Raw genomic sequence first — 23,544 nt, 5'->3', positions numbered from 1 at the left:
GAGGCCCAGACACCGTTTCCGAAGAATATCAGACGGACCGCCCAACTCCTGCAACTCCAAGCGAAATGGCCGGTGATAAACGAAGTTAATCACTCTTCAGAGCGAACTTTTTCAACTCTCCCTCTTCCAGTTCATGCATGCGCACATAGCCCGCGTACATGGGGACGATAGTTGATGCACTCGCTTCATCACCTCTGGCGAATTCTTGTCTATCGAACCGTAACTGCCTTGCTTAAGGGAAATATGAAGGCACGGAGATCACTAGTGACGAGACTGCTCGCGCGAACGAAACAAAATCAGCCTACTTTTCAGCTAAGCTTAGGTTCGCTCGGCCACCACCCCATTGTGGATATGACAGCACTTGTACGTTCCGCATTCTGGAGGCGATTTGCCGACTATCGATTGAGCCAACTCGCTGTGGTGTGGCCTAACGGACTCGAGCTCGGAAACTGCCGACCCTTCTATGTGAAGGTTCTTCTCGAAAACGTAGCGCTTGATGAAGTTTACCGTACGGGCATCGACCGTAAGGTACGAACCATCGGCATCTGCCTCGGCTATGAACGCATCGAGCAACTTCAGCTCGTCCAGCATCTTGAATAGCTTCATCAATACGCCGATCGAGATCTTAATCGGACGGCCTTTTAGATATACGGGTTCGGTCATTGTCATCCTCCGCTTAGGGGCTTGGAACGAGCACAACGTTATTCCTTCCGAGCTCGAAACGCGTGATCACGCGTTCGATGGCTTTCGCGGCAGACCGCTCGGCAGGGGTTCCCACTGCCGCCACCAGGAAGCCAGGCGTGCTTGGACCGACGAAGTCCAAAGGCGTAGCGGCAGTCGGCAAGGAGAGACCGACGATCAGAGTATGGATGTCCTGCCTCGAAGCTGCGAAAGTGAGGGAAGCATCCGCAACGCGGAGTGCCTGACCCAACGGCGATAGTTCGATCTTGGGAGTCGCCCCACCCGATATCTTGGTCGTGAATTTCAATATATCGCCCATAGTCGGCGGCCCTTTTGCCTTTCTGTCGCCGTCTAAATGAGCAAACAGGGTTAGATCGACAAAGGTGTCGATCATTTCGTCGATGCCTACCCGTCCTGCAATCGGATAAGCGTAGTTCGGACCGCGGATGTACTCCGGGACGCAGTACTGGTCGTCGACCTCCTTCATCAAATGGATGAAAGTATCGGTGATCGTGAAGGTCCGTATGTTCTGGCGCGTCCGATCGATTCCGGCTGTGAGCGCGGCACTGGCCTTCGATGTAGTGAAGGGCTTCAAGAGATCGATCGTAGCATCGACATTGTTTACTTCCGTCATGTCGAAGGTGAAGTCGTATGCAACCGCGGAGTTCTTGAACGTATCGAAGTAGAACTTCGTCAGTCCAGTGAACCATTTCGAATCGATCTTGTAGAAGAGCGTGGAGTTCGCTTCGAGGCGGGCGCTTATTTCTCTGGCGGGTAGATCAGGCTGGCCGTTTTCCAGGATGGCGTATTGGAGAAACACCTTCACTTTCTCCCTGACGGACTTGCGCGCTTCGCAGCGTATCGTCCGAGCGACATCGTAGGTAGAAAGCGTTACGTCGTCTGGCAGCGGATGTATCGAGCAATTCGTCAAGAAACAACATGCCACGCCCATCAAAACGGCGAACGACTTTCGCATCTCGTTATGCCCCTGTGTGACTATTGATAATGCCCACTACAATTGAAGTGCGTAACCATGTCCACTACGGCGTCGGCCCTTTATCGGAAGCCGAATTCCGCCTCATGCGATGGTCTCTTGAAAGGTCCTGATCGCAACGCCGTCGCGATCTTCGAAGTATTCGACCGCAATGGACTGCGGAGACAGAGAGAGCACGGCGAAGCCATGCGCCCAGACGTCTTCGGACTTACCGATCTTGGTGCCCTCGATCAGCGTCGGCGGATCGACCAGATTCTCTACGTCTTCATACGGATCGTCTTCGGAAAAGACGGGTATCGCGCTGTGCCCCAAACACCGACCCTTCTCGAGGTTTAGGTAGGTGTCGTAGATGCAAAGGTTGTGTTCGTGCCCCCAGAACCACGCCTTGATGGGCTTTCCCGTTGCTCTCAATCGGTCAAAGGTTTCCCTGAGCTTCGGATTGAACGGAAGCAACTTGCCATCCGAGCCGGGCTTGCCTATCCGCGAAAATCTTGAAAACAGCGGATGATGCGAGAGCAGGACGGTCTTCCCCGTGAATTCCGCCAGTCGCTGACGGTGCCACTCCTCTTCGTCGGCCTCAAGCCAAGGTACTGCGTCGTCTACAGAAAATGGGCTGTAGTCGTGCAGCCCGGTGTCCATAGCCAAAAACTGCCAGGAAGCGTCTGAAGCGCGGAGGCAGAAGAAGCTTGCCGGTTGCTTGTAGGGGTCGACGTTCAGCTTCTTGATCATTCCGTAGAAGCCGACGCCGCCGCAGTACATGTCGTGATTTCCCGACAGCGTATAGACCTGCGCTCGTTTTCCGGGCTTTCCAAAAACGTCGTCCAGGATCGATGAGAAATTCGATTTGCACTCTTCCGGAGTGCCCGAATAATAGACATCACCGAGATGGATTACGGTATCGACGTTCTGGCTTTTCAGCTGGGTCAGCAGTCTTCGAGCGGGCTCTGCGCCCGTTCCCCAATCGCCGATGACACCGATCCGAGCATTGCTCGCCAGCGACAAGGTCTGCGCCCCCGCAGACGCGGCCCGAATGTAGGGTATCTTTCGCCGGGTACCCCCGGCGCCGAAGAATTTCAGATACTCATCGAGAGTACGAAGCCAACGTGGATCGCAGGTCGCGCCTACGAGCTCAGATGAAATCCGGTCGGCGGTCGCCGTATCCCCTGCCACTTTGGCTTGGAGATACTGAAATCCCAGCGTCGCGCAGACCTTGGCGGTCTCCGTCGGGGACAGGCGTTCCAATTCCCGCACCGTCGGTTGCGCCGGGCTTTCGGTATTGCCCTCATCCCGAAGGCGGGCGATTTCTGCGGCAGCGTCGACCATCGAGGAGCGACCTATCGCCTCAGGCGCCCCCTCCGCACGGACTGCCGCCAGCTTGCGATCGTAACTTGCCGCGGCTGATTGAAAGATCGACAGGAAGTGATCTCGGTGGGTAGTCGGCCCTTCCATATGCTCCCCCACAATTGCCTTGCGTCCGCCCCGCCTCTCTCATTAGACTTGCAATTGACATATAACGCAACCTGACCACCGATGAGGGCTGGATATGGCAGGAGCGGACGGCCACGCGCCCGTCGATATCGGGCGCTATATGGAAATCATGCGGTCGGGCAATCCCGTGCCAAGCATGGACGCGTCCGAGTCCTCCGAAGGGCGCACCGAAAGCGCTGGTCGTCCGCTAGACCTCTCGCCGGGCGCGATCGAACGACGCGTGAGCGTCGCGTCGGAGCAGCTTCATTTTGCTGTATCCGAGCACTTGGACGACTCCAAAGAGCTTCATGGTTTCGTCGACGAGATCGTAGGCGATGGAGCAGAGGCCCTCAAAGCCCTGTCGCAGAACGACGCCAAGAAGTTGGCGACGCAGCCCGGGTTGCTCGCTTCGCTCGAGGCAATCGTTCGGACTGATGGATCCCGCCCCTCCTTCATGATCAGAAACGGAGAAGTAGACCTGACGACGAGTCCGGTCGGAGCCTGGAAGGGTGACATCGAAACCAGCAGGGACTTGCTCGTCAAGGGGTTACAATGCGTCGGCCGGATCGACGTGCCGGGCAGCGAGCAGGGCTTCGAAGGCACGGGCTTTCTCATCCAGAAGAACCTGGTCATGACAAACCGTCACGTACTTCAGGTGATCGCCGAGAAGGATGGCGCCAATCACTGGAAGATCAAAAATGGATGCTCGATCGATTTTGGCCATGAATTCCGCGGTACGAAGCAATACCCCAACAGAGCGCTGAAATCGGTTGCATTCGCCGCGAGCGACGAAATCGATCTCGATGCCCCGGTCAACCACTCGAACCTCGATTTGGTGCTCATCGAGCTTTCGGATCCCGCGACAGCCGCAGACAATCCCCCAGTACCGCTCGGCGTCGACATCGCCGCCGACTGGGCCGATCTTGGTCAGACGATCTACACAGTCGGTTATCCGGGTCGGCCAATTCTGGGAGCGAACCCGACGACCCTTTTGGAACAGCTCTTCAAGAGCACCTATGGATGTAAGCGGCTCGCGCCGGGCGTCGTGGTCAAATCGAAAGTGAACGTCAGACCTTGGACGGTGACTCACGACGCGACCACGCTATCGGGAAACTCTGGGTCCGTGATCTTGGTGGTCGGTCGGGAGCAGATATCGGCCGCGATCCACTATGGGGGTCGTACGGCAGAGCCTCGGGAGAACTGGGGTCACATTCTCGGCCTCACCTTCGACGGCGTGGACGCCACAAGCGGCAAGTCGCTCCGGGATTGTTTGAACGCTTTTGATGTAGTTTTTGTCGACCGCATTGGATGAAATACTTTGCTTTCTACCCCAGATATTGTTCAGTCCCTTTGCGCTACTCGTGCCGAGTTCGCACGGCTCTTTTTGCAAGCGCAGATCAATGTGCCGGCGTCGGGGCGCTTCGCCGCCGAAGCCGTTTCCCAGAATCCGGATCGTGACATCGCGTTTGCAGAGGCTTTGGTCTTCGCCCGCAATCGTGGGTTCCTTCCCGAGTTTCTGAGCCTCGTCGTTCGCCATAAGCTCGAGGACGGTAAGATCGCCAAGGCGCTCGCCGAGGAGGTTGTTGGCGACGCGACTCTCCAGGCAATCAGGAATGCCGCTAACGGCTTCCCACAGCCGCATTTGATCTGGAAAGGGTACGCGGATGCGATGCGCTGGACCTGCGCAGTCGAAGTTGGCGGTCATATCGAAGGAACAGGGTTCCTCGTAGGACCAAACCTCGTACTGACAGCATGGCACGTAGTAAGCTCGTTGTTTACACCGACCATCCAGGCCGGAGGCGAAACGACTTACACGCCGATAAATGGCAGGCAGAACATCCGATTCCTATTTGACGACCTGCTCGTTACGATTAAGCCCGGTCTCTTGGGACCCATGCGCCGGCTCGAAGTCGAGGCGGATACTGCATGGTATGTTGTGCACTCGTCATGCCACGCGGAAGAACTGGCTGACCAACTACCGAACGAGCTGTCGCAGCTCAACGACCATTGGGACTACTGCGTCTTACGGCTGAAGTCGCTGCCGGGACTCGAACGTAGGTGGGCGCAACTCGAAGCAACGGCGGTCTGCCCACAGGGGGCGGAGACTGTTTATCTGTTCCACCATCCGGCTGGCCAACCCATGCGCGCAAACACAAGCGTGCTGAGCGCCTTCAGCACGGCACATGCCGCCGCACAGGACTTGAGATTCCTGCACCAGATGAATTCATTGCCGGGATCGTCGGGAGGACCGTGTTTCGACAAGAGCTTCACGCTATTCGGCATCCATCAGGGCGCCTGGCAGAAAGGTCCGGACGGCGCCAACCGCGGTGTACCGATCACGAAAATCATCCAACATCTAAGCAATAGCGGGGGACTGCCGAACCCCGAGCCAGATAAGGTCCCGCTGCTGAGAGCCGGAGAGGGAGACTATGCGCTTCCTATCGTCGGGCGCGACGATCTACAGGCGCTTGTCTGGCGGTCTTTGGGCAAGACGGAGCCGCCTACCCTTATCGCGATTGGAGGCAAACCCAAGTCAGGCAAGACTTTTTGCCTAGCCATCATTGCGGCGATGTTGCCGGACGGCGATCACCTCAAGATCGTTATCGAAGCGGAAGCTATTGCCAAGAAGTCAGCTATCGATTGCGCGAGAGCGATATGCGCTACGGCAGGAGCAGCGCCCTCGACCGTCCGGCCCGATGAATTTGCCTCGACCGGAGGTGCATTCCAGAAGGATAGTCTCGTCCTGGAGACAATGGATGCCCTAGATAAGATCCGGAACCGTCGCAAGGTCTGGTTGATGTTTAAAGACCTGAACGCCTCCCCCATCGATCGGACCGATGTAAGGGATCTGCTTCTTCTTCTATTCAACCAGACGAAGGAGAGAGATTGGTTCCGAATTGTTCTAGATGGGTTCAAGGACGACGTCCCTCAACAACTCGCCCGTGCGGGCGCCTACAGTGCAAAGCCAGTTACGAAGGACCAGATACTGTCGTTCCTTCAACGCTTCGCCGCCTCCGAAGACTTACCGTCGCTTTCCGCTAAAACGGCGGCCGGAACCATATTCCGGCGTTACGAAAAAGCAGCCGAAGATCCCCTCGCCGAAGATCCCCTCGCCGAACTCTCGGAAGGGGTGATCGACTACATGCTCGAGATCCAGGAGGAAGGCTCCGGTGGATAAGAGGCTCGCTCAACTGGAGAAACTGGCGGCGGCCCGTGCGGCTCGCCGTACGGATCCCGAACTTGGCGCTGCGTCGTCGTCCAGCCCAATTTCGTCGCCGCTTCCGGACCTCAACGTGGTTTCAAAGCGGCTCGCTGCGGCGGTCAGAGATGCAGCAGTTAGCGGGCGCTTCGACCCGCAGCAACTCTTCAGATTGGACGAAGATAAAGACCTCAAGATGACGGTGATGTCTCGCCTAGCGCCTCTCTGCATAATCCCAGAGGACAACGAGACGAAGTGGATGCTGTCCGTCGCGAACCGCGAACAAGCTCTCAAAGACGTGGAAACCCCCGCGAATCTGCTTCACGAGAAGTTGCCCGAGACCGATACGTTCGGCGTCACGTTGAGAACAACGATCGAGTCGGGGGCGGCCGCCGAAATCAGCGTAGACAATCAGAACGAAGCCATAGAGGCACTCGCGGCCGTCAGGGTTTTGCAGGGCATGGGAATGCCGGTGCCCGACACGTCGCCGCTCGAAGCTGAGATAGCGAAGGGCAATTTCCTATCGGATTACAGCTCGTTGCTCGAAACACCGTGTCATGGCCGCTCGCAGCAATTCGAGCAGCTCCAGGAGTTTCTCAGAACGGACGATTCGGACAGCCGGTCGAGCATCGTGATTTCCGGTCTGGGAGGATCAGGGAAGTCCACTCTCGTTGCCAACTTTCTCTCCGATGTCGCAAAGCTGAACGAAGCGACCATTGCTACTCTCGACTTCGATCGACCTGGAATCGATGCATCCGAGCCGCATTTGCTCGAGCTCGAAATAACCCGTCAGATCGGCTATCAACGGCCCGAGCTCGAGGCGGACTTAAAGAAAGAGAGGGAAAAGGTTCGACTGACAAGAGGAAGCTCAAGTCACGACGGCTTCGAGTCGGCCAGCTTCGACAGGGTGACTCGAATCCTGCTCAGGAATGTCAGGAAACTCCTGGAACAGCATCATCTCGAAGACAGACCCATTCTCCTCGTTCTCGATACGATGGAGGAAGTAATTGTCTCGGGCCATGCGACAGTGCTGATGGAGTGGCTCGATGACATCAGTTCGGCCCTCAGGCCAATCAAGCTGAAAGTTGTGTTCAGCGGCCGCCTAACCGGCTCTTACGATGATGACGACGATTCCGAAGCTCTACCCAACGAGATCAAGGCTAAGGAGCCGGTCAAGATCGTGCTCGGCGAGCTTAGCAAGCGAGCCGCCTCCAAGGTGCTGGCCGACCAAGGTGTTTCGCGCGAGGACGCAAAGGTTTTGCTCGCGGAAAACTCGATGCCTAAGCGACCTCTCGAACTTCGATTGCTCGCTCGTCTTCTTACCGACGGCCCGGCGAAGAGTGCCTCTGCTCTGGTGGCGGACCTTCGCGAAGGCGGAACGTTGGCGAAAGGAATGTTCGCCGGCGTCGTCTATCGCCGCGTGCTTCTGCGCATAGGAAACGGCGACGTCAGAGAACTGGCGCACCCCGGTCTCGTTCTCAGGTTTGTCAACGAGGAGATCGTGGAACAAGTCCTGGTCCCCGCACTCGGCTTGAAGATGACGAAGGATCGCATCGGAGCAGCGACGAGGGGCTTGGCCTCCTATGCATGGCTCGCATCAAAGCAGCCGGATGGAACCATTTGGCATCGTAGAGACCTACGTCGGTCGATGCTTAGGGCAATGATTGCGGAAAAGCCCTTGCAGGCACGAGCGATTAACGAGGCCGCCCGGAAATACTTCCGCGACAGAGGCGACGAAATATCTGAAGCGGAAGCGCTCTATCATTCGCTGATGCTGATAGCCGATCCCGCCGACCTCGACTCCTTCGACATGGCGCGGACGAGAAGGTTGGCGAAGTACTTCGCTCCGGATATCGCCGACCTGCCCTATTCCGCACAGGTCTTCGTGCGACGAGCGCAACGTCTTCCGCTACGGACGGAAGATATCGACCTATTGCCCTCCCGCTACCGAGATGCGGCTATCCAAGACGCCGGGAAGCGCTTCGTGGCAGGGAAAGAGTTCGGTAGCGCGGCGGCGCTTATCGTAGGCAGCTCGCCTAATACCTTCCGTGGCACGACTTCGCGGTCTGGAGGTTTGGAAAGCTGGGAAACTGAAGCCTTGTTCGGGGCTGCGGAATGGCGTGATCTCGCTGATAGAGGCGATCAGACGTACGTCCCTAGGCTCGAGTCGCTCAGCGCTCTTGCAGAAACGATCTTCCCACGAGAATTGGCCGCGCCGCTCCCCGTGACGGGCGCTGAATTGGACCGGCTGCTCGACGTGGATTCGATCACGAAGCAGGCAGAAAGCCTGCAGGATGGCGGCGCCGAATTCACCGGCCGGATCGCCTTGGGATTGGCCTTGGTCGACAGCCGCTCCCCAATAGGTCTTGAGTCGGCGCACTTGGCGACGAGATTGCTCAGGATCGCCGAGCAGGCGCGCATTCCTCCCGGCGTCGGTCCCAGACAGGTCCTGCTCATTGGCATTAGCTGCGCAATGGACTGGGTGACAGCAAGGTTCCGGACCTCGCACCTGATACTGGATGAGAGGTGGCTGGAAGACTTCAAAGGAGAGCTGCGGCGCCGCGACAAAAGCTCGTCTGTCGAGCTCATCGACCGCACATTGGACGTTCTGCGATCGATCGGGAGCATGGCGCGTCGTCCCTACATCCGCGAAATATTGGCGAACATAGATGGCGTGGAAGGAAAGCTCAGCGTCGAATTCCCGCTGCATTGGCACCGGTGGAGCATGGACGACGCAATCCGGTACTTGAGAGGACCGGACCCCGAACTTCGAGATCCGCTCCGATATGCGTTGGCAGAATGCGCCGACGAGCTGGGTGTAGAGGCTATCTTTGAGGCGGTCAGTAGCGTCCTGCCGTTTCCTTTCCAAGATGCTGAGGGCCGTTCGTTCCGAAAGAATCTAAGTCGCGACGCCGTCAAGGCGCTCGTCCTGCCTATCGAATTGATCGACAGGAGCGGTCGACGCCCGGAGCTCATAAAGAACGTCACTAGACGACGCCCGATCTCCAAGAAGATCCGTGAAGTGGCCGAGGCGTACGCGCGTCTCGATCGGGCCGTAGAATACATTCTCAGTCGTTTTTCCAACCGAGGTGATTTGTGATGACCGTAGCTTCTCTCGAAAAGACCGCTTCGCTCGATACCATGACTGGTCTTGTGTTCCCTGAGCGGAAATTCCTTCAATCCGAGTTGGAGCGAGCTGGACGCGAGCCGACGACCGATCCCGATTACTTTGCGGGGCGTGAGGGCTATGTCCCCGATTTTCTGGACGGCTGGTCGATAGACTTGCCTTTGCCCAAAGCCGGCACGGATGACGTTCTTGGCCCAAGACGAGGAGGCACAGGCCACGACCTAAAGTACGAGCACTTTTCGGTCGTTATGTCGGGGTCGCGACGGATGCCCATGCTTACGGCCTGCAATATCGACGGGAAGAAGAGCAGATCGTTGCCCCGGATCACGACTTGGAGCTTTGATGGTCGTCTGAACAAGGAAGATCAGTGGGGCGACGCTCTTTATGACGGCAACGAGCTCGATCGTGGCCACATGGTACGGCGAGAAGACCCGGTCTGGGGATCCGTAAAGTCGGCGGGACTTGCAAACGAAGACACGTTCCATTTCACGAATTCGTGCCCCCAGATGGCCCGCGTAAATCAGGTGATATGGCTGGGCCTCGAGAACTACGTGCTCAATCACACCCGCCAAGATGACATGAAGGTCAGCGTCTTCACGGGGCCATACCTTACCAAGGACGATCTCGAATACCGTGGAGCGAGGATACCGTTGGCGTTCTGGAAGGTCGTCGCGATCGTCACGGACGACGGGAGACCCTCGGCGACCGCTTACAAGATCGGCCAGGAGGAGCAGCTGAGCGAGCTCGAGTTCGTCTTTGGCAAGTACAAGACCTTCCAGATCAGCATCCAAAAGGTAATTGACGAGACCGGGTTGAGGTTTGATCCCCTGGTCAAGTACGACGGCTTCAGCGAGCACGAGCGCGTATCGGGCGACGAAACAAAGACGCTCATCGACACATTCGACAAAGTTCGTGTTTGACCCAGCGATGCCGGCCGGCTCGTTGGAGAGTGTTCGCTACCGCACAATTACGCGTTGCGCCTGACTCTCGGAGAGTCTATGATTCGGTGCGTGCTTCGGAGCATCCACCTACATGATGTGGTCCGCTGCCAATGACGAAGATCTATCCGTACGCAGATCAGTCCCAAGTCGATCTCTTCCATCAGTATTCCGCGGCACTTGGCCTCAATGCGGCAAGTTTGCTTCGCATGCTCCTCGTGAGGCGCGTCCGCCCCGGGGGGCTTGTGCCGCAGCAACATGCAGATTTGATCGAAAATCGAACAAAAATACCCGTCGACCTTCCGCCAGACCTTTACGAAGAGGTGGCTAGATATGCCCTGCAAAAACAGGCACCTCCGGCGGAAATCGCCGCCCAAGAGATGCTTTTTGAGCTCCAGAGTAGGTCCTTGGAACGCTTTTTGCTCGGTAACCCTTGAAGATCGTCAGATACCCCTAAATGGCAGTATCGCCCCCAGCTGGCCTCAGAACCATATATCGGTCAGACTGTTCTTCCACGGGCAGTCGTTTGGTGGTCGCGTAACATGAGTACCGTACCAGCGATCAAACACTCCACGAGATTGCGTCCCGTAAGACGAGGCGGCGGCCTATGGATCATTGCCGGGATAGGCGATCCTGTCCGAATGGAAGAGTTCGTCTCTTCTCCCGATACCCTTTATCTGCGGGCCTTCGACGGGCGAGAGGTAAAGCTGCGCGGGGAGGTGGTCACCCCTACTCCGGCTAAAGAACGCGCCCGCGGGTTTTCCGCGCTGCTGCCTCCAAGTCGAGCCTCCGAACCGGCACTGAGCCGACCGGAGATCAGATCCAGGGGATGGCACGCTCTAGGAGAGAACACGGCCAGGTCCCCAGATGGGTCTATCATTGCCGAGCTGATGGAGTTGCTCGCTATAAACAGGCCGAAGGCACCTGCCTGGTTCATGAAAGTCATATCCGCCGCCCGCGCTGAACGTGAAGAGAGCGTCGGATCCGGAAGCTTCTACGAGGGCTTAGTCGCTCGGGGAGTAGCCGCCTCCACGTCGATCGGACTGTGGGGGACATGCGACTTTCAGGAGTGGAAATACAGAAGCGCCGCCCGTTTGATGGATGATTGGGCTATCAAGCTCTTTGCCATTCATTGCCACCCCGTCGATACCCTCGACCGAGGCGACATGATCATGGGCGCCCCTGACATCATCGGCTTGTGCGAAACCGTCGCGCCGGCGGCGTATTTCGTTAGCGTCCGCAAAAGCTCCGTCAGCCGCGAGGGAGACAGAGTCGGTCTCGATCTTGAGGTCGAGGCAGGAAGAGTACCACCTGCGGACTGGATCTCGCCCTCGGTTTCGGGGCCTACCCGTTTCGAGATCGCAGCCTCGGTGGGCGCGAAGGGAAGCTCCACACTCGTGGTGCCGGAGGGGGAGCGAAGCGGGGTCCAGTCTCTGCATTTCGATGTGCCCCGCGGCAACAAGACGGTCCGGGTGACGGTCTACGACGAGCACAAGCGCCGGTACGATCTCCCTATTGATATCTCCTGAAAATTGCGCAAATCTGCGCGCGTGTTACGCGTGTTTCTGATTTAGGCAATTAGTAGTCGATGCCCCCCACATTGAAGATTTCCGTAGAGTCGCACCGGAGCGATAGCTTAGCCACGGGCAGCGTCACCTTCGAGGAGACTGGAGTCGAGTACGACTACGTCAGCGACGAACCGCTGCCGCTGCTGATGAACTATGTTACATCGATCCGAAACAACGTCGAGCACTACCTTCAGCCCAATGCCACGGACGTTCAACGGAAAGGATGCCTCGAACGCATTGCGACTGCTGGATGGATGCTCCTGCAATCCCTCCTCGGGACCGTAAGCCTAGACCAGGAATTGTTGGAAGTCGGTCGCTCGCTTGGTCTACGCGTGATGATCGGGTTGCAGAGTCTCCAACAACTCTCGCGTATCCAGGGCCAGCACGCACCCGCAGAACTCCTTCAACTCATCGGCACTTTAATATGTTTCCGCCTCAATCCTGGCACTGACGCCAAACGCATTTGCGAAGAAAGGCTGACGACAGCTCCAGTGCGCACGTGGACGCAAAATGACAAGACGGGAACCAAAGAGCCATCATCTAAAGAGATCCGCATTTTGACTCAGGACGATCTCTCAAGTCTGAGAATCACGCGCGACGGCGCCCAAGGGTACTTGGTCATAGGCAATGCCGCGTTTGGACTTGAGTGGCCCTTTCCGAATACGCCAATTCAGCGCGAAAGCTCGATCAGGTCAGCATGGATTAGATCCAACTAATGTTAGGTCCTGGATCTCCCGAACATGATCATGCGTCTTGAAACATAGACGCACTGCCAGTTTCACGATCCCGGCAATTCCGCCGATCTCCTCTGGAGAGTTAGATGGACCGCAGACCGCAAGATTGGATTACGACCGCTCTTGAAGGATTTTTCGCTGACGAAGGGCATGAGATGCACGGCGCCATGAAAGGCGCGCTCGTTGCCCAACTGGCGCTGGCCTGCGCGGGCATTCAGGGCGAAGTCGAAATTGAGCCGTTTGAGCGGCTGATGGACGGGGCCTGAGCCGTGTGACCAACTAGCTAGATTGAACATGCGCCGGCCGCCGATCGCTAGGGAGTGCTAACCCGCGGTGGAATATGCGCAGCGTCTATTCGCTTATGAACGAGCGATAACAACGTAAAGACCTCTTCTGCATCGTCTTTATCTACCGCCCAGGAGATCTTGGGAGCGTGCGCAGTCGTGTTGCGGAACATGCCGAAGATGCCCTTCACAATATTCATAAAGCCACGCTGCTCGGATCTTTCGCTTTCGGTACTCAACGAATTTATTGCGAGCAATGGCAGCTCTCCACCCAAACAACGATCAACGAGTGTGCCACCGTCGTCGGTCAGCCCCGACATGGCACGCAGCTTATCGGCCACGCTCTTGGTCGCTTCAAAAACTGCATGGAAATAGTTGTCCTTGAGCAGCTCTTCCTTGCAAAATCGGAGCACATCCGGATGAACCTTACGGAATTCGAGATCGGTCCTTAGCTCGCTTGCGCGGTGTTGCGCCTCCGTCAACGTCTGAGCCCGCTCGACCGACGCGAGCTCGCCGGAGGCATCGAGCGCAAGGCCTGCGAATGCAAGGGCTCGATTTAAGTTAGCCCTCAGCGGCTCATACCGCTGCGGCTCCCTGATGTAGCGCTCGGGCTTCATTGCGTGACGAATGAAGCCTAAAATACGAGTGCGCTCCTGCCGCTCATTCTGCGAATGGACAAAGGCGTTGTACAGTCGGTGGCGCTTCGTTATCTGCGGGTCGGTGTCCAGCATCTTGCATACTGACAGAAGATGCGAAATTTCTGATCCAGTTAACCCCTCAGTCGTGTCGGCCAGCGCATCGGCAATTGCCCGCAGCTGGCTCGATGTAAACATGGCCATGCCCCACTCCCATCAGCTATCCTCGCAAGAGAACGCCTCCCCAAACATTTCTTAGGAACACGGTGATGCTCATCTCCGCAGCCCGATGGATCAGTCTTTGTCACGCCCCCTTAGACGGAAAACTACATGTTCCGAATTAATCCCGGCGCTTGGCCTTATTCTATCGACTTCTCGACAAATCCGAGCGTGTTGGCGTTTTCGATTAGCGTCCGCACCTTTGCACGATCGAGCCCTGATGGAATTTCCGCGGCGATTTCCAGCCGGAGCTTCACTTGGCTACCTGGAAGTGTCGTGAGCTGCTCGACGATTGCCTCGACAATCTGATGAATTTCCCGCGCCGGCCGCTCCGGTGAGATCATCACGGCGCCGGCGAACCGTGTCGGCCTCTTTTCTGTGGGGGTCGGCGGTGCGCCGCCGGCTGGTGGTTCGCCCAAGCCATGTGCTTTCCCATCTGGCCCGGCGGGAGGGCCGCCCGCTCCGAGTTGCGTCGGCGCGGGCCTGTGCGTTTCGGCCACACCCGGCTTGATAATGACGCTGTCGCTGTCGATGACCACCGTCGCGTTTCCGGCCCGTTCGATCGCGAGCCCGAGATAGGTGTTCGTCTTCTCATCCCACCGCTCGGCATACGCGAAGGGGCCGGGCAGCATGCCGCTGACGGCCGACTGGACGGCCTTGATCAGGACGTCCTGGTTCTTTAGGCGCGGGAGATAGATGTAGCGGTTCAGGTATTCCCGCAGGTCCTTCAGTGACAAGTGCGGCTTGCCGTTCCAGATGTATTTCTGGAGGTCGCGGTCGAGCCGTGCCGGACCCAGTTCCGTGAGCAGGCCTTCCTCGGCCGCGAGCTTCTTGCTCGCCCGGGCGAGCAGACCGTCCTGCGCCGGAATCTTGCCCGACACCCACTCTACGTCGGCCTGGGCGCTCTCCTGCGCCGGATAGTGCAGGTAGCACCACGCCTCCTTTAGCCGCGTCTTCATCGTCTCGTTGGCTTCAGACAGCTTGGCTTCAGCGAGCTTCTTGTCACTGTCTCGAAGATCGAGGCGTGCGGACTCTCGGACAATTTCGCCCCAGGCGAGAGCGCCTCGGACGGCATCCCTCAGATTATCTAGCTGGCGCGCCTCCGCGGCGATGAACACCAGCATGTTGCGATAGATGCGCGGCGTGCTGCCGCGCTGCATCAGGATGTCCTTTGCCTCGGTCAGCGCTTGCGAGGAATCGCGCCCGTTGTGCGGATGCCCGACCCCCAGCACTACAGCCCGCACGCCTCCGGCTTCATCAGGCACCTCGGCCGACGAGGCTGGCGCGACTTGCCGGGTGTCAAAGTGCCCCCTGTCTGCGAGACCGTTCACATATTTGCCGAGCTCCGAGTCGATCGTCACGTCGACCAACGCCGCCTCGAGCTGCGCCGCGCGGTCGGCCGCGATGCGGTTGAGGCTAGCCGACATGGAGTACCAGTAGCGGCCAAGATCGGCGTGCATGAACTTGGCCTGGTTGGTCAGCCGCCGGAGCGCGTCGCCGAAGATCGACGGCCGTTCGCCGGGCTGCACGACGCCAAGATTGATCTGCTTGTCGTCCAGGCCGGTGTTTTGCTGCTGATGTGTCGGAGCAGTGCCCATGAAGATCGCGCGGGCGACCCGCCTGGTCGCCGAGTAGCGGTTCAAGTTGGGCGCGGACTGATCGATCTTGTAGGGCGTGGACGTCGTGCCATCGACATCGCCGGCGATAATCGACTGCCAGCTCACGTCGAGATAGTGCAGCAACTCCGGTTCGACGCGCGGAGAGCTAACCGCGACGCTGCCCGGCATGATCATCACCGAGGGATCGCCATTCATCCACAGCTCGTGGATGGCCTGCGCCATCAAGCGCAACACGCCGCGCGTCCGCTGGAATTTTTCGAGCGATCCCCAACTCGTGTAAAGTTGGTCGAACAGCTCGGGATGGATCGGGTAGGCTTTCTCCAGCTTGCGCCGATAGTCCTCGTCCGCGCAGCCCTGCGGGAAGTCGTTGGCGTTCTCGCGGTAGAGCTTCGCGAACTGCTTCAGCGTGTTGTCCCGATGATGGAACTTGTCGCCTGAGATTTCCTTGAACAACCGCCGCCGGACGATCTCATAGCTCTCCTCCTGGCTCGCCGGCCGCCACGAGGACTCGACCCGACTGAAGGTCTGCTTGAGGCGAGCCAACGCCTCCTGGCCGCCTTCGCCGCCGACTTCGATCTGAGATGCCGGCAAGGAGGCGACCAGCAGCGTGCGCGGGCTTGCTTTCACCGCTTCCGTGAGCGACTGCACGAAGGAGAGATTCGCGTCGAACGAGCCGGACGGCAGCCCATCGACCCTATAGATCTGGCGCAGATAGGCGACCCACTCATCGATCAGGATCAGGCAAGGCGCGTATTTCTTGAAGATCGCCTCGAGCAGATTGGACCCCGGCGCAATACCATTGGCGTCGTTCTCGGCGATCATGTCGAAGGCTTCGGCGCCACCGAGCTGCCAGGCCAGTTCGCCCCAGGTCGTGCGAATCTTTCGGCCACCCTCGGCGTTGAGGACGTCCTGCGGCCCGCGCGAAGTGCCGACCAGTACGGCACGATTGATGCCCTCCGGCACGCTGAACCCCTGCTTCTCGAGCAACTGATCCAGCCCGGAGAGGTCCTGGACCGGCGTCGGTCCCGCCATGTGATAGAGGGCGAGCATCGAGTGGGTCTTGCCGCCGCCGAAATTGGTTTGCAGTTCGACCACTGGATCGCCGCCGCTGCCCGACAGCCGCTTGGCCGCGCCGATCAAGACCGCGCTCAGCCCCTCGGTGAGATAGGTGCGGCTGAAAAACTGGCGCGGGTCGCGATATTCGGCAGGTGCGCTGCCCGAATGCACCTTGGCGAGATCGGCCGCGAACTCGGCCTGCTGGAATTCGCCGGTAGCAACGTCCTGGTGCGGCTCGACCACCTCACGCCACGGAAGCAGGCCCGCCACGGTCTCGACGGAGATTTCCAGGCGCTGGGTCTTCCGCCGCTCCTCATTGCGCTGAAGCTCGGTAAACTTCGTGCGCAGGATGGTGTCGCGCATCTTCGAAAGCTGCTCGGCAGTCTCCCCCGCGCTGATCGCCTCCATCAGGCGACGCATGGAGTCGAGCGCGCGCTCGGCGTCGTCATAGGTGAAGGTCTCATTGTGCGAGAGCTTGTTGCGGACATCACCAAGCTCGTTCACCCACGAGCGCTCAGCACGACCGAGGACGGCCTTGAACGACTCGGACCAGAAGCGGTCCATCGCGTTGAACAAGGCCGCCTGATCCCAGCCGACAGCGCCATCGCCGTTGGGGCGCAGGCTCGGCAGCTTCTCCAGAACCTGGACCTGCCAGTGCCCCTTGAGCGAGCTTTCCAGCCGCTTCTCGACGAAGGGAATCAGGGCTGCGGGCAGCAGCTCCATGCCCTCGAAAACATATTGGCGCGTGCTTTTAGCCATGTCCCGTACCCCCTCAGATATCCAGCCGGATCTGACGATCCCCGCTCGTGTCGTGGATCGCCGCCGCCTGCCGCGTCAGCTCCGTCCAGTCGGCTATCAATGCGTTGTAGGCCGTGGCCTCCTTCGCATCCTTCCGCTTGTTGGCGCTGATGTCATACAGGCAGTAGGCAAGGTCCTTCACAGCCCCGGCCTTAGAGTCGAGCTTCTTCAGCAAGACGGCAGTGTCGTGCGAGATGCCGTCCTCCTCATGCTTCCGGACCAAGTGTTGAAGGCACTCCCACACTGTCAGATGGCCATCGCTTTCCGGCTCCCAATCGTCGTCCAGTTCATCGCGCGCAAGGATGCGGACCTTGCCGGCAGCACTCTCGATGATCCCAGCATGCTTCACGCTTTCGACTGAAATACCTCGGGCGCGCGCAAGATTATCCGCGGCGCCATATTCGCCCTTCGCCATGCCGTGCTGCTCGAACCAGGTGATCGCAAAGCGGGTATCGCCATCGAACTCTCCCTGGATGCCACCCAGATACTCATCAAGCTCTCGGTTGATGAGCTGAAGTGCCGCCTTCACACTCATCGGGCTGTCGTCGGATTCCAACACGGCCTTGTAGCGGGAAAAGACACCCATGCCAGGCCCGATCGCCGATTGCGGCATGTCTGCCGGGGCGATGTTGGCAGCCTGAAGCTCGGCAATCGCCGGGGGGAGTTCGCGTTTCAAAGCTCTGATGAACTCGGCGCGTGTAATGACCTCTGCGGTCGCTTCCTTCTTGCGACAGACGAGGACGACTGAGTTGGCGAGCGCGTTAGTGCCCGAAGCAACCATGCGGTTGGACATCTCAGTCCGCGTCGGCCAAGTTCCCACAACAGAGAAGCCCGCTCCAACCACGGCTTGGAGAAAGGTTGCCCAACCCGTCGAGCTTATTCCCTCGTTTTCAACCTCGCTCTGCTTGAAGGCATAGTAGATCGTCGCTGGATATTCATTACCTATTTGAAGCGCTATCCTCTCAATAGCCTTTGTCATTCCATCGAGAAAGAACTGATCAGCCTGCTCTTGACCGCCATGGCGATATCGTGTGGCCACAAGCTCTTCGCGCTTTGGCGTCGACAAAAATCCAAAAATCTCTGGAAATACTTTCCCGCAGTTTCTCTTCATCCATACGTAGAAGAAGTCTGAAAGGTCCGAATATTCGATGTTATCATAGTAAGGTGGATCGGTTGATATTACAGCGTGATCAGGATAGGTAACGGTCTGAGCATCATGTTGATTTACACAACCGCTCGCGGCCGGCACAAGAAGCTCGATAACACGAGCTACCCAGTCCACGTTACTGAGAAAATTCCCGCTTGAATCCGAGAATGGATTACCTTCAGCAAAGTCCCATGTCATGGGAATCGCCTGACGTGCAAATGTGTTTCGGAGCGCCTCCATCTTTGGAGATGAATCCCAAGAGCATATAGTCGAACCACGATCAGCAGAGCGGTCAATTGCGAATGCTAATAGCACTCTGATCGCCTCAGCATATGCATGCGGACCCGCACCGCCCGTTGCCAACTGTTCTTGGTCACCTAGCCAAGCGGTTTGAGCGCAATCTGAAACTATTTGTTCCTGAAGTTCTTCAAGAATGGTGGATAGTGTCGTTAAGGCAGCCAGCTGACGAGGGAGGAAGTAATCCTCGAAATTTTCGAAGCCATATCGCCTGCCCTGAGCGTTGCTTGCAAATGTTCCCCGGCACGGAACATTGAGAAAATTCGTTTCTAGTTTGCCGATTTCTCGATCGGCCAGAGCAACTGCTTCGACTTGAACGGTGGATGGACTGAGGTAAACACGCCCCCGCTGTCCCTCTGCCGCCACCGCAAGCAAGACACGCCCCATCTCGCCGCGTGATGCGGCGGCATCCACATAAGCGCCGGATATTGGAGCATCCGACAGAAGGCACCGAAAGTTCGCTTGTCCTGATTTAGTCCCTTTCTTAGCAGTCGTTATTTCATCCTTCGAGCCACGCCTCTTCACTTCATAAGAAATGGTTTTGGTTTTGCGATCTGGCGAAGCTTCGATCCACGCCTCGCGCCCTGGCTTTGTGCCAAGTGCAAAGCTCGACGCCACCGGCACTTGCACGCCACCGAACGCCGGATCGGGGCTCGGTACCGTGCGCGCCCAGATCCAAGCGATTACCGTGGCTTTGCCACCGCCATACTCCTTCGGCAGGTCGACCTGCGGGTAAAGATGGCCGATGCGCCCCCACGCCTTCTCCCGCATCAATTGGCCGTAATATTTTACATCTTCAGCCAGTCCCTCAGAATTGCGATAAAATGACCGATCCTTGATGCCGGGGTGGATGGGTGGCTTGTCCTTGAACTTAGGCGGGATCTCGATCATCGCCTTGCCGATCATCACCGCCACTGGATTCAGGTCGGACCCATAGGCAGGCAGGCCCAGCCGCTGCGCCTCCAGCGGGATCGACCCACCGCCTGAGAACGGGTCATAAACGGGTGGCAGCACTTCGCCGCAGCTGCGCCGGATTTCCGCGCGCGCGTGCTCCAGCACTTCCTCGTTCGTCGAGTTCTCCCACTTCACAAGCTCTTCGATAATCTTGAACAACCTTTTGCGCTCGATGTCGGCCGCGCAATCCTCAAGCGTCGGCTCAGGCGTGTCAGGAACAATGCCCTGCGCGTCGGCCTTCCTGTCACGCCACGCCTTGAGGCGCACAATCAGGTCTGCCTCCGCCTGCTTGCGGATTTTCGGGTCATCCAACAGCTTGTCCGCATAGCCCGATGGGTCATCGACAAGCTGCGCGAACAGCACCGCCCGGCACGCCGCCAGCGGCCGCCGCGCCCACCACAGATGCATCGTGGACGGATGCCCGTGCCGGATCGACTTCTCCCGGGCCGACGCCGCGTTGATCGCTTCTAGCGGAATAGCGACTTCAATCAGTTTCTTTTTATAGGTCATGTTGCCCTACGTGATGTCGTTTTTCAGATGGCCTGGCAAATACCCGACGACGACACGCGCGGTCTCAGCATCCCAGAAGTAGTATAGGCGGAATCCTAGCCGCCCATCGCGACTGTTACTTCCCTTCAGGTGCCAGTCCAATTCTCGGCTGGACTCCTGATAACGGACGAAATACGACCCGCCGAACTGTTTTGCTTTATTCTCTTGCGCAAAGCATGGTGTGTTTTCCAAACCCAACTCGGCTAACCTTTGGTCGAAAGCGTTCTTATGTGCGATGCCGCCAATACGCCGCATCGGCACATAGAGGTCCCTCATCATGAGAAGTGCGTTGTAGACAAGCGCGATATCCTGAAAATCTGAGTCACGCGCAGCCTTGATGGCCCTCGGGTGAAGTTCGATCTGACCGCTTAGGTGAACCCGCACCCAACTCTCGATTTCCTCTAGGCCCCTGGGTATTACCGGACCAGCGCCTGCCGGTCTCTCTGAGAGGATACCGTCAAGACGCGCTTGCAGTGCCGTGTAGCTGGCTCTGATCTGACGGAGTTCTGAAAGAGCCTGCTGTCGCTCCGCATCGGCGTTGATAGCTAGCTCAAGGCTCGTTTCGGCTTCCTGCTTAGCGGCGCGTAGTTCCTCATCAGCCAGTTTCAGCAGTTCCGTATCGTCCTGTCCGGCAACTGAGGCGCTCTCGCGTGCCTGCTGCGCCGCTATGCGCTTGACGTGCTGAAACGACGGTTGCTCCCGTTCGAGAACGTCGCGCGGACGTGTGATACGCAGCACCTGCTCAACAAGGAAGTCCGTGAAGGTTGATCCAGCGTTGTCACCCCAGTCGGCAATGCGCGCCGCCGTAGCGACCGGATGATCAGTGGATAGATGGGCGCCAGGGTTGAAGCCTGGGTTGTAGGTTCTAATCGCTTGACGGTACACCGAGAACTCCCGACCCAGGCGATCGGTTAATGCGAAGGCGGCGCTGGACGTGACAACGACAGTATGGACAAACCCAACCGTTCTTCGAATAAAGGGTTGGACGGGAATTGCCGTTTCCTCGGGGTTGTGACTTCCCTCCGGGAGAGAGAAAGCGACCACAGGGTGATGACGATGTGGCGCCTCCAAAAAAGCAACAAGCGCGTCTACTTCCTCATCGGAATCCACTAACCAGGGATCAGCCGATGTTGGACGACCGTCGAGATAGGCGTCCTGTGTGAATGCGATACCACGGACAAAATTGGGAATGGATCGCGGAATCGGCTCGGCGTTCCCTCTCTGTGCGCAGATAAGGCGGACGCCGAAGACCGCCTCCGTCGGACTGCGCTCGCCTATTCCGACCTCGGTTGTCCAAATGCGCGACGTATCCTTGAGGCGCTCCCGCAGACGAAACGCCCAGTAGCGCGGCTCCTCTAGCTTGACCGCTTCGGCCTGCTCGGAATTATCCTGATCGATCTCGAACGAATCGCCCTTCCAGGCGCTGTCCGGAATGTTCCTGAGGTTTCGACCAGGATCAAATCCCCACTTCAGAACGCGTTCTTGCAACTCGCGAAAGATATTGTCGCCACGAACGATAAGCGCCACCTGCGAGGCGACTTGAACGAAGATGCGCCGCTCGGCGTCCTGGACAGAGATGTTCTCAGCGGTCTGCCTCATGCGATCCCCGCCTGACACAGCTTAAGCATCTTCTCGTGGATGAGGCTGGCGCGTTTTTCGAGGAAAGTGGGATAGCCGCCGGCGACCATCTCGTCATAAGGAATGAGATGGCTGGAGAGCCGCTGGCGTACTTCGGCCTCGCCCAGAGGTGTGCCCTCCAGTCGCTCGGCCAAATACCGTTCGGGCTCCTTGTCAGAGATGTTTCGATTGGTCTGCCAGGTCACCACCGCGCAATTCAGCGACCGATAGATTTCCGTGTCGCCGAAGCCGAGGCGGCCGAGATGCGCGTCCGGGAACAAATGGTGATATTCCCGCTTGGGCAGGTTGGCGCGGCTCACGGTGCTGCCGTCCGCGAGGTCCAGACCGCCCTGGTGCAGCGCGAGCGCAAGAATGGCGCGGCCCAGGCGATCCTTGTTCGTGGGCCAGCGCGCCGCAATCAGCTCATCGGTATGCGGGAGGGGGTATTGCGCGTCGTCGAAGATGGCCGGGTGCGGCGCATTCGCTTGAGCAATCAGCGCCCGAAGTTCGAAAAAATCCGCGAGCGCCCGGGAGTTCGTCGACTTCTCATAGCGATTGGAGAAGAACGCGCGCCATAGATACTTGCGCAAGATTGTTCGCGCGCGCCCTTCGGCATCGAGCCCCTGCGGCGCGCGCGCCCACAGGGCCGTCAGCACGGGCACCACAACATCCGACGGTAGCCGCTTCGCGTCGAAGACCCGCTCTTCCTCAAGGAACGTCACCATCCGCTGAACGCCGCGGACAAGTTCGTCCCAGTGCGCCAGCAGAGTCTCTCCGAAGCTCTTTGCGAGATAGGTCGCGTTGGTGGGTGGTTTGTCCTGGAGGAGCGCGCTCGCATAGAGCACCAGCTCCTCGGGCTCATAATAGGCCACAACACCAGGGCAGGCCTCGCGGCAAGCGCCGACCAGCTCATGTAGCGACTGGCCCATGACCGCCTCAACTTGCGCGACGACAATGTCGTAGGTCGAAAGCGGCGCCGCTGATGTGTTCATCTTGATGAAGACATCGAGCGCCGTGTCCTTGTTGGTGGTTACCGGCAGCGAGAGATAGGGCATGTTGAACGTGGCGAAGATTTCGCGAACCTTCGATCGGATTTCGCCAACGGTTTCCCGCTCATCGCTGTCTTCGATCGCAGCCTTCGCCCACAACTTGTACCCGTCGTTAGCGGCATCGCCCGGCGCGCACAGGTGGAGCGGAATCATCTTCCGCTTCCACAGTTCCTTCGGTTCATTCGCCCAGAAGGGGCGGACTGCCTTGTCACCTGGCTTCTTCCAGCGCCCGATTGAATCCACATAGAAAGGCGCCCCGGTCTCCTCGTCTTCATTGCAGTAGAGGAAGTAGGTCCGGTCCTCGTAATTGTTATGCAGCCCCCGCCACAGCCCGGTCAGCCTTTGCTGGCCATCGAGCAGATGCTCGGTGATCCGTTCCCCATCGGTAGGCGCACCCACAATGGGCCTGCTGACAAACGGCTCCTCATTGCCGATCTCCAGGATCAACACCGCACCAAGCGGCAGCCGACGCAGAATGGTGTTGAACATCTGGGTGACGTTGGCATGCCCCCAAGCCTCAAACCGCTGGAAGCGCGGCAAGACGGTCTGGCGGGTGCGCACGCGGGCGAACCAGTCCGGCAACAATCTATTTTGAGCATTGATCGTCATTGT

The 23,544-nt window shown here is 58.3% G+C and carries 16 protein-coding genes; 8 read left to right on the top strand and 8 right to left on the bottom strand.

Annotated elements, in window-relative coordinates:
• Nucleotides 1-318: 318 nt before the first annotated feature.
• The 3 genes from IVB46_RS33405 to IVB46_RS33395 form a co-directional block, all read right to left on the bottom strand.
• Nucleotides 319-663: a hypothetical protein gene (locus IVB46_RS33405; RefSeq protein ID WP_247344379.1), complete on the bottom strand. Its 345-nt coding sequence runs from the start codon at nt 661-663 to the stop codon at nt 319-321.
• Between the two features lie 13 nt (nt 664-676).
• On the bottom strand, nt 677-1,507 hold the full coding sequence (locus IVB46_RS33400) for a hypothetical protein (RefSeq protein WP_247344376.1): 831 nt from the start codon (nt 1,505-1,507) through the stop codon (nt 677-679).
• A gap of 252 nt (nt 1,508-1,759) precedes the next feature.
• A complete protein-coding gene (locus IVB46_RS33395) occupies nt 1,760-3,124 on the bottom strand; it encodes a metallophosphoesterase (protein WP_247344373.1) in 1,365 nt (454 codons plus the stop codon).
• A 94-nt stretch (nt 3,125-3,218) separates the two neighbouring features.
• Between IVB46_RS33395 and IVB46_RS33390 the strand changes: the two genes are divergently transcribed.
• From IVB46_RS33390 to IVB46_RS33355, 8 genes are all read left to right on the top strand, one after another.
• Entirely contained in the window at nt 3,219-4,454 is a 1,236-nt protein-coding gene (locus tag IVB46_RS33390) for a serine protease (RefSeq protein ID WP_247344370.1), read from the top strand.
• Nucleotides 4,455-4,460: 6 nt separating this feature from the next.
• On the top strand, nt 4,461-6,320 hold the full coding sequence (locus tag IVB46_RS33385) for a serine protease (RefSeq protein WP_247344368.1): 1,860 nt from the start codon (nt 4,461-4,463) through the stop codon (nt 6,318-6,320).
• Nucleotides 6,313-9,441, top strand: coding sequence for an ATP-binding protein (locus IVB46_RS33380; RefSeq protein ID WP_247344365.1), 3,129 nt, complete (start codon nt 6,313-6,315; stop codon nt 9,439-9,441). Before IVB46_RS33385 ends, IVB46_RS33380 begins: the two co-directional genes overlap by 8 nt.
• Nucleotides 9,441-10,388, top strand: a complete 948-nt coding sequence (locus IVB46_RS33375) for a DNA/RNA non-specific endonuclease (protein ID WP_247344362.1) — start codon at nt 9,441-9,443, stop codon at nt 10,386-10,388. Before IVB46_RS33380 ends, IVB46_RS33375 begins: the two co-directional genes overlap by 1 nt.
• 131 nt (nt 10,389-10,519) lie before the next feature.
• Nucleotides 10,520-10,843: a hypothetical protein gene (locus IVB46_RS33370; protein WP_247344359.1), complete on the top strand. Its 324-nt coding sequence runs from the start codon at nt 10,520-10,522 to the stop codon at nt 10,841-10,843.
• A 204-nt stretch (nt 10,844-11,047) separates the two neighbouring features.
• On the top strand, nt 11,048-11,935 hold the full coding sequence (locus tag IVB46_RS33365; protein WP_247344356.1) for a hypothetical protein: 888 nt from the start codon (nt 11,048-11,050) through the stop codon (nt 11,933-11,935).
• A gap of 71 nt (nt 11,936-12,006) precedes the next feature.
• The gene (locus tag IVB46_RS33360; RefSeq protein ID WP_247344353.1) at nt 12,007-12,690 is read left to right on the top strand and encodes a TraM recognition domain-containing protein; all 684 of its coding nucleotides are present in this window, start codon (nt 12,007-12,009) and stop codon (nt 12,688-12,690) included.
• A 104-nt stretch (nt 12,691-12,794) separates the two neighbouring features.
• Nucleotides 12,795-12,974, top strand: coding sequence for a hypothetical protein (locus IVB46_RS33355; protein ID WP_247344351.1), 180 nt, complete (start codon nt 12,795-12,797; stop codon nt 12,972-12,974).
• Nucleotides 12,975-13,021: 47 nt separating this feature from the next.
• Here the strand turns inward: IVB46_RS33355 and IVB46_RS33350 are convergent, their stop codons facing one another.
• From IVB46_RS33350 to IVB46_RS33330, 5 genes are all read right to left on the bottom strand, one after another.
• Nucleotides 13,022-13,831 (bottom strand): TIGR02391 family protein, encoded by an 810-nt coding sequence (locus IVB46_RS33350; RefSeq protein ID WP_247344348.1) that lies wholly within the window; start codon nt 13,829-13,831, stop codon nt 13,022-13,024.
• A gap of 155 nt (nt 13,832-13,986) precedes the next feature.
• Nucleotides 13,987-17,280, bottom strand: coding sequence for a DUF499 domain-containing protein (locus tag IVB46_RS33345; RefSeq protein WP_247344343.1), 3,294 nt, complete (start codon nt 17,278-17,280; stop codon nt 13,987-13,989).
• Between the two features lie 13 nt (nt 17,281-17,293).
• Nucleotides 17,294-20,227, bottom strand: coding sequence for a DUF1156 domain-containing protein (locus IVB46_RS33340; RefSeq protein WP_247344341.1), 2,934 nt, complete (start codon nt 20,225-20,227; stop codon nt 17,294-17,296).
• Between the two features lie 6 nt (nt 20,228-20,233).
• Nucleotides 20,234-21,865: a hypothetical protein gene (locus IVB46_RS33335; protein WP_247344338.1), complete on the bottom strand. Its 1,632-nt coding sequence runs from the start codon at nt 21,863-21,865 to the stop codon at nt 20,234-20,236.
• Nucleotides 21,862-23,541 carry a DUF262 domain-containing protein gene (locus IVB46_RS33330; RefSeq protein ID WP_247344334.1) on the bottom strand — a complete coding sequence of 560 codons (1,680 nt, stop codon included), beginning with the start codon at nt 23,539-23,541 and terminating at the stop codon, nt 21,862-21,864. Before IVB46_RS33330 ends, IVB46_RS33335 begins: the two co-directional genes overlap by 4 nt.
• Nucleotides 23,542-23,544 lie beyond the last annotated feature (3 nt).

The organism is Bradyrhizobium sp. 61, from assembly GCF_023073075.1.
Lineage (GTDB): Bacteria > Pseudomonadota > Alphaproteobacteria > Rhizobiales > Xanthobacteraceae > Bradyrhizobium > Bradyrhizobium barranii.
This window is presented reverse-complemented; position numbering and strand designations above follow the sequence as displayed.